The sequence below is a fragment of the Undibacterium sp. Ji42W genome (assembly GCF_049340405.1).
Lineage (GTDB): Bacteria > Pseudomonadota > Gammaproteobacteria > Burkholderiales > Burkholderiaceae_D > Undibacterium.
The window spans coordinates 1-381 of record NZ_JBMPOV010000064.1 but is presented as its reverse complement, the minus strand read 5'-3'; the positions used below and the strand labels follow the sequence as shown (position 1 = coordinate 381).

General features: G+C 53.5%; 1 protein-coding gene. It reads right to left on the bottom strand.

Annotated features, from left to right (window positions below; genetic code table 11):
• Positions 1–373, bottom strand: a 373-nt coding sequence (locus ACO0LG_RS29610) for a MotA/TolQ/ExbB proton channel family protein (protein WP_423032215.1), incomplete at its 3' end; no start/stop codon positions are given.
• Between the last annotated feature and the right edge of the window lie 8 nt (positions 374–381).

The following is a 381-nucleotide window of genomic DNA, read 5'->3' as shown; positions in this document are numbered from 1 at the left end:
TCGCTGTCAGCGCATGGTAAATACCCCATACTGTACCGAACAGACCAACGAATGGTGCTGTGGAACCAACCGTTGCGAGGAAGGCCAGGCCGTCTTGCAGGCGGCTTTGGACTTTATCAACAGCGCGCTGGATGGACATGGAGACCCAGGTGTTGAGGTCGATTTGTTCGAGCAATGCGCCTTCATGGTGTTCTGTGGCTTTGATACCGGAGTCAGCGATGAAGCGGAATGGGCTGCCTTCTTTCAAAGAGGCTGCACCGGCTTGTACGGACGCTGCTTTCCAGAATTTGGCGCGGGCATCTGTGGCTTGACCGGACAATTTAACTTGGTCAATGATTTTGGTGATGAGGATGTACCAGCTGCCCATGGACATGATGACCA